Below are 6,623 nucleotides of genomic sequence, written 5' to 3' on the forward strand. Positions count from 1 at the left end.
CCCACGGGGTGATGCGGCGCTGCCCGCGCTCAGGCCACCCGGCGCTGCATGCGTGCCGCCAACAGCTTGATCAGCTCCGGCTCGGTCATATCGGCCGCCACCGCCAGCCGCCGCAGCCCGAAATGCACATGGGCGATTTCCTGGTAATAGCGGGTATAGAGGTAATTCACCCCGGCGCCGGTGAAGGCGCCCAGCACCGGCACCGTCTGTGCCGCCAGTTTCTGTCCCAGCACCGCCGCCAGGCGCGGTGCCACCACCGCGATCAGCTTATGCGCCGCGCCGCCGGTCAGCGTCAGCCGCAGCGACAGAAAGGACAGGTCGGCACCATCGTCCCGGTCCAACGGCCCGGCGGTGCCAAACACGCGGATACAGTCGAATTCGACGCTGGGCTCGTTTGGATCGAAACCGTGTTCCGCCGCCACGCCCTGAATCGCGCGCAGCAGCATCGTGGTGGTCGCCGGCAGCTCGACCAGGGCGCCAAGCAGCCCGGCAAACCCGCCGGCGGCGCCCATCATCGTGGTCGTCGCGGTGTTGACCCAGGGTTTGCGGTCGCGCACCACTCGGCGCGATTGCCGCGCCGCCTGCATCGCCAGTTTCAGCGCCCGCGCGGTGGCGGCGTCCAGCCCCGCGCGCACCGGCCCCGGCAACCGCTCCAGCAACTCTTCGGCGCGCCCGCCCAGCGAGGCCAGCAGTTTCACGCTGATCCCGCCCGCGGCACGATAACGCGCCGCCAGCGCGTCCAGTTCGGTGTCGAGATCAACAGGTTCCGGGATGACGATATCGTCCATGTGCCCTCTCGCGCAGATACCCATCAGATCGGCACCCGCACGGCACCTGTCAAGGATCGGCATCCCAACGGGTGACCCGCCCGGCCACCCCGGCCCAGGCCCCCGGCACCAGGTCCTGGCCCAGCACCCGCTCGGGATTGGTGGGCGGCGGCATCTCGACATCCTCCAGCTTGTCAAAGCCGAAGCGGCTGTAATAGGGCGCATCGCCCACCAGCATCACCCGCTGCCAGCCATTCGCCGTTGCCGCCGCCAGGCTGTCGCGGATCAGCACCGCGCCCAGCCCCTCGCCCTGATGTGTCGGGTGCACCGCCACCGGCCCCAGCAGCAGCGCGGCGGCGCCGCCCACCCGCACCGGCCAATAGCGGATCGCACCGATCAGGATGCCGCTTTCGTCGCGCGCCACCAGCGACAGGCCGGGCACCGGCGGGATACCGTCGCGCAGCCGGTAGGAAGACAGCGCCTCGCGGCCGGGGGCAAAACACAGGTCGAGCAGCGCCTCGACCTCCCACCAGTCTGCGTTGGCCTCGGGTTTCAGCTCGATCACTCAGGCGCCTGTTCTTGCGGTAACGGGTGGCCATCGCCCTATCACGGCGCTACCAGAGGGGCAAATATCTGGAGACCCACATGTTCTATCGCCCCGAGGACGGCCACGGCCTGCCCCATAACCCGTTCAACGCCATCGTTACCCCGCGCCCGATCGGCTGGATTTCCTCGCGCAGCGCCGATGGCATCAACAACCTGGCGCCCTATTCCTTTTTCAACGCCATCGCCTATGTGCCGCCGCAGGTGATGTTCTCCTCGACCACCACCAAGGACGACCAGGCCGAGGCCAAGGACAGCGTTGCCAATATCCGAGAAACCGGGGTGTTCTGCGTCAATATCGTCGAATATGCCGCCCGCGACCTGATGAACATCACCACCGAGCATTTCGGCAAGGAGGTGGACGAGTTCGAACGCGCCGGCATCATCCCGGCGGAATGCGAAACCATCGACTGCCCGCGCGTGCCCGACGCGCCCGCCGCGCTGGAATGCAAGCTGACCCAGATCGTCGAACTGCCGGGCAAGATGAACCGGCTGGTGCTGGGCGAGGTCACCGGCGTGCATATGCGCGACGACTGCCTGCGCGACGGCCGCTTCGACATCACCGCTTTCCAGCCGCTGGCGCGCCTGGGCTATCGCGATTATGGCCGCATCACCGAAGCCTTCGAACTGGTGCGGCCGGACGAATAGGGCCCGAGCGAGGACAGCGCCCGACCGGACGCAACCTGCGGTCAGTAGATCAAGATCGTGCCCGAAAGAAAATTGATGTCATAGTCCAGATCGATCACGCCCTGCAGCGTGATCGTGGCATCCTGATTGCGGATGCTGATCACCGTATCGCCGCCGGTCTCGACGATTTCGGGCCGCTGCTGATCCGGACCGCCTGCGAACAGGTCACCCTCGAACCGGATAATATCGCGCGTGTCGTCGAAATCGACTATCACGTCGTGACCCGTGACATCCCGGAACACAAAGGTATCGCGGCCCCCTCCTCCCCGCAGCACGTCATTGCCGGTACCGCCGGCAAGTATGTCGTTGCCACTAGCGCCGGTCAGGGTGTCATGCCCGGCGCCGCCTTCGATCACGTCACGCCCGCGCTGGCCGCGCAGAACATCGTTACCACTTCCCCCGCGCAGATCGTCATCGCCGCCGCCCCCGTTCAGGGTGTCCTTGCCGCCCTTGCCCTCCAGCAGGTCGTCCTGCCGACCGCCCTGCAACACGTCGCGCCCGCCATCGCCGACGCGGGTGACCCCGGGCGTCCAATCTGAACGGATCCCCTGCATCACCGCAAAGGGCACGAAATCGCGCGAATCGCCGATCCCGTCCCAGAACCGGTTGTGCCAGATCAGGTTGGCCCCGTCGGATCCGTCGCGCACCAGAACCGGATCCGAAGACCCCTCGGCAAATCCTGTGACTTCCCGCGCCTTGCCGACCGGATTTCCGGTGGCATCGAACTCGCGCATCATCACCGTGCGGCCACTCTGTGCCAGGATCGGATGCGGCGCGATCTTCAGCCAGGTGGCGATAAAGCCGCCGTCTTCAAGCGCCAGGATTTTCAAATCCTCGGTCGCTTCGGTTCGCTCGGCAATCACGATCTCTGTGCCCAGAGGATTGCCTTCGCTGTCGAACCGGCGCGCCAGCATCTCGCCCTCGTCCCAGGTTACCAGCACGTCGCCCCGCGCCAGAACCTCGACCTGCGACCCTGTGGCGATCGTGCCGGTCGAACCCACATAAGCGCCCAGCCGATCGATGCGCTGGCTGGACGTCACATCGCCCTTGCCGTTCAGCATCCAAAGCCACACGGCCCCCGCGGTGTTGGAATAGTCGGCCACCACCGCCAACCCGCCATTCACCATTTCCGCCTGGTCCGTGGATTGCAGCGGCAAGTTGGTGCCCTCGATGGCCACGTAGGTGGAAAACCGTTCCTGACCGCGGGCGTTCAAGCGCACCAGGTCGAACCCGTAGTCCAGCGCGGACGGTCCGTCATGCGCCTGTGTCAGCACATGCCCCTTGCCCCAGGGCTCGATGCTCGGCGCCACCAGCGGCAGTACCTCGGTGCCATCCAGCATCTCGCGATCTGGCCCCGAGCCGGTGGGCGAAAGCTTCTGTACCAGGACTGGGTCGGTCGCGTCGAACACCTCCGGGCGGATCATCCGCGCGGTCATCACGTTCAGGCCGCCTCCAGCGGACAGGTCCGAGAACTGCCGCAGCCGTTCGCCCGCCTCGACCAACACCTGCGATCCGATCAGATCGCCATCCCGGTTGAACCACCACACCAGCCCCTGCTGGTCCAGGGTGCCGCCGGTATCCTTGCCGGACACCGCGAACCGACCGTTGTTCAACCCGACAATATCTTCGATTTCCAGAATATCGGGTGCCAGCCGCACCTCTTTGCCGCTTAAACGCGCCATTCACCAATCCATCCCAGCTATGCTCTTGGTTCAATTCTGGGGCAGATTGGTGCACGGCGGGACAAACCGCAACAAATTCCGGATCAGAGAAGATCCCGGGCCGGCCTCAATGCCCGCCCAGGATCCCGGTGCGCACCGAGTAATTCACCGCCAGCCCGTAATCCGGGTCGTCATCGCTGTCGACCATCAGATGCCCGGCGCGGCTCAGCAGCCGGTGGCAATCGCGGCTGAGATGGCGCAGCACCACCCGCTTGCCGCGCGCCTCGTATTTGCCCGCCACCGCCTCGATCGCCTGCAGCGCCGACTGGTCCACCACCCGGCTGTCGGCAAAGTCGATCACCACCGCCTGCGGATCGGCGTCGGGGTTGAACAGCTCGACAAAGCCGTCGCTCGAGCCGAAGAACAGCGGCCCCTGCACCTGATAGACCTTTGCGCCTTCCGGCGTCACATGCACCTTGGCGTGGATCCGGCGCGCATTGTTCCAGGCATAGGCCAGCGCCGAAACGATCACCCCCACCACCACGGCCACCGCGAGGTCCTCGAACACCGTCACCACCGTCACCAACACGATGACGAAGGCATCGGTCAGCGGCACCTTGCGCAGGATCTTGAACGAGTTCCAGGCGAAGGTGCCGATCACCACCATGAACATCACGCCGACCAGCGCCGCCAGCGGGATCATCTCGATCAGCGGCGCGGCAAACAGGATGAAGCTCAGCAAGAACAGCGCCGCCGCGATCCCGGCGATGCGGGTGCGCCCGCCCGAGCGCACGTTGATCATCGACTGGCCGATCATCGCGCAGCCGCCCATGCCCCCGAAGAACCCGGTGACCACATTGGCGGTGCCCTGGGCCACGCATTCCTGGCTGGCGCCGCCGCGCTTGCCGGTCATCTCGCCGACCAGGTTCAGCGTCAGCAGGCTTTCGATCAGTCCGATCGCCGCCAGGATCACCGAATAGGGCAGGATGATCTGCAAGGTTTCCCAGGTCAGCGGCACCATCGGCAGGTGGAACTGCGGCAGACCGCCCTGGATCGAGGCCAGGTCGCCCACCCGCGGCACGTCCAGCCCGAAGGCGATGACCACGCCGGCGACGATGGCGATCCCGGCCAGCGGCGCCGGAAACGCCCGCGTCAGCCGCGGCATCACCCAGATGATCGCCATGGTCGCCGCCACCAGCGCCAGCATCAGATACAGCGGCAGGCCGCTCAGCCATTCGCCGCCGCCCATGCCGTGGCCGGTGTTTTCCATCGTGCCCGGCACCTTGAACTGGGTCAGCTGCGCCAGGAAGATCACGATCGCCAGCCCGTTGACAAAGCCCAGCATCACCGGATGCGGCACCAGCCGGATGAACTTGCCCCATTGCATGATGCCGGCAATGATCTGCAACAGCCCCATCAGCACCACGGTGGCGAACAGGTATTCCACCCCGTGCTGGGCCACCAGCGCCACCATCACCACCGCCAGCGCGCCGGTCGCGCCCGAAATCATCCCCGGCCGGCCGCCGATCAGCGCGGTGATCAGCCCGACGATAAAGGCGGCATACAGCCCCACCAGCGGATGCACCCCGGCGACAAAGGCAAAGGCCACCGCCTCGGGCACCAGCGCCAGCGCCACGGTCAGGCCCGACAGGATCTCGGTTTTCAGACGATCCGGGGTCATGTTGCCATCGGGCAGCAGACGCAGATCCTGACGGGCAATACGTTGGGCAAACGAAGCCAGCGCGGCTCGTGTCATGGGCGATCCTTTGGGGGGTTTATGCGTTCCCCGCGCGCATACGGCACCAAGGCCTGAATGGCCACAGCACCCGGCGCATAGCAGGGTTGCGCACAGCGCATGGCACTGGGCGCAAATCGGCAAAAATCATGCCCCTATGGCCACTTGGCAGCGCTGCAACATCATCGCCGCGCTGCCCTCCTCGGGCGCGAATTGTGGCCCCAGGATGTCGCGCACCAGCAGCGCCGCCCGCGCCGTCGACAGCGCGTCCGGCGCGGTGCTGAAACCCAGGCTGACCAGCACCATGTCCTGCTCGGGCAGGATCAGCAGCGTCTGCCCGGAATGGCCGCTGGCGAAATAGGACCCCTGCGGCATGCCCAGGCAGCGGCGCAACCGGGCGCCGCGGCTGTTGCCCCGGTTGGTCCAGAACCCGGCGCCATAGCCCTGATCGGCCACCGCGGTGGGCCGGGCCGAATAGGCGGCCCAGCCCTGCGGCAGAACCTGTCGCCCCCCGGCCCGGCCATCGTTCAGATACAGCAGCCCGAACCGTGCCCAGTCCCGCGCCGTGGCATAGACATGGGTTGCCCCCATCGGCGCGCCGGACAGGTCGAATTCCTGCAGCGCGCTGGCCATGCCCGCCGGCGCGAACAGGTGGCGGCGGGCAAAGTCCGCCACCCCCTGCGCGCCGCCCAGCCGGTCGCGCAGGATGCCCGAGAGGATGGCGTAGTTGCCATCGGTATAGGACCACTGCGCGCCGGGCCGGCCCTTGAACCGCGCCGCCGCCGCATAGCCGGCCATATCGACCTCCTGGAACAGCATCCGCGTTGCCCGGTCCAGCCCGGAATTGGCCGATCCGAAAGGCTGGCCGCTGCTTTGCCGCAACAGCATGTCGATGCTGACCGCGTGGCGCGGGTCCTCTGGCGCCGCCCAGGCCGGCACCGGAGCCGGGCCGTGCAGCGCCAGTTGCCACTCCGCCACCAGCAGCCCGATCAGCGCATTGGTCACCGACTTCGCCATCGACCAACTCAGCAGCCGGGTGTCCGGCCCGATCCCCGGCGCATAGCGTTCGGCCAGGATGCGCCCGTGCCGCACGATGACAATGGCGCGCCGGCCCTTGTCGGGGCTGTCCCCAGCCTCGGCAAAGGCGCGGTCCAGCGCCGCGGCGATCCG

6 protein-coding genes are annotated in these 6,623 nt (G+C 67.0%); 1 reads left to right on the plus strand and 5 read right to left on the minus strand.

Going from position 1 to position 6,623, the window contains the following annotated elements:
• Positions 1-29: 29 nt before the first annotated feature.
• Together CVM52_RS12080 and CVM52_RS12085 are read right to left on the minus strand one after the other, a co-directional pair.
• Positions 30-788 carry an EcsC family protein gene (locus CVM52_RS12080; RefSeq protein WP_100162751.1) on the minus strand — a complete coding sequence of 253 codons (759 nt, stop codon included), beginning with the start codon at positions 786-788 and terminating at the stop codon, positions 30-32.
• A 49-nt stretch (positions 789-837) separates the two neighbouring features.
• Positions 838-1,332, minus strand: coding sequence for a GNAT family N-acetyltransferase (locus CVM52_RS12085; RefSeq protein WP_100162752.1), 495 nt, complete (start codon positions 1,330-1,332; stop codon positions 838-840).
• Between the two features lie 80 nt (positions 1,333-1,412).
• Here CVM52_RS12085 and CVM52_RS12090 point away from each other — a divergent pair, with 80 nt between their 5' ends.
• Positions 1,413-2,018 carry a flavin reductase family protein gene (locus CVM52_RS12090; protein WP_100162753.1) on the plus strand — a complete coding sequence of 202 codons (606 nt, stop codon included), beginning with the start codon at positions 1,413-1,415 and terminating at the stop codon, positions 2,016-2,018.
• A gap of 41 nt (positions 2,019-2,059) precedes the next feature.
• Here the strand turns inward: CVM52_RS12090 and CVM52_RS12095 are convergent, their stop codons facing one another.
• From CVM52_RS12095 to CVM52_RS12105, 3 genes are all read right to left on the minus strand, one after another.
• Entirely contained in the window at positions 2,060-3,739 is a 1,680-nt protein-coding gene (locus CVM52_RS12095; RefSeq protein ID WP_100162754.1) for a calcium-binding protein, read from the minus strand.
• A gap of 106 nt (positions 3,740-3,845) precedes the next feature.
• On the minus strand, positions 3,846-5,474 hold the full coding sequence (locus CVM52_RS12100; protein WP_100162755.1) for a SulP family inorganic anion transporter: 1,629 nt from the start codon (positions 5,472-5,474) through the stop codon (positions 3,846-3,848).
• 126 nt (positions 5,475-5,600) lie between these two features.
• The coding region (locus CVM52_RS12105) for a serine hydrolase domain-containing protein (protein ID WP_100162756.1) at positions 5,601-6,623 on the minus strand (1,023 nt) is incomplete at its 5' end.

This window comes from Pseudooceanicola lipolyticus, from assembly GCF_002786325.1.
Taxonomy (GTDB): domain Bacteria; phylum Pseudomonadota; class Alphaproteobacteria; order Rhodobacterales; family Rhodobacteraceae; genus Pseudooceanicola_C; species Pseudooceanicola_C lipolyticus.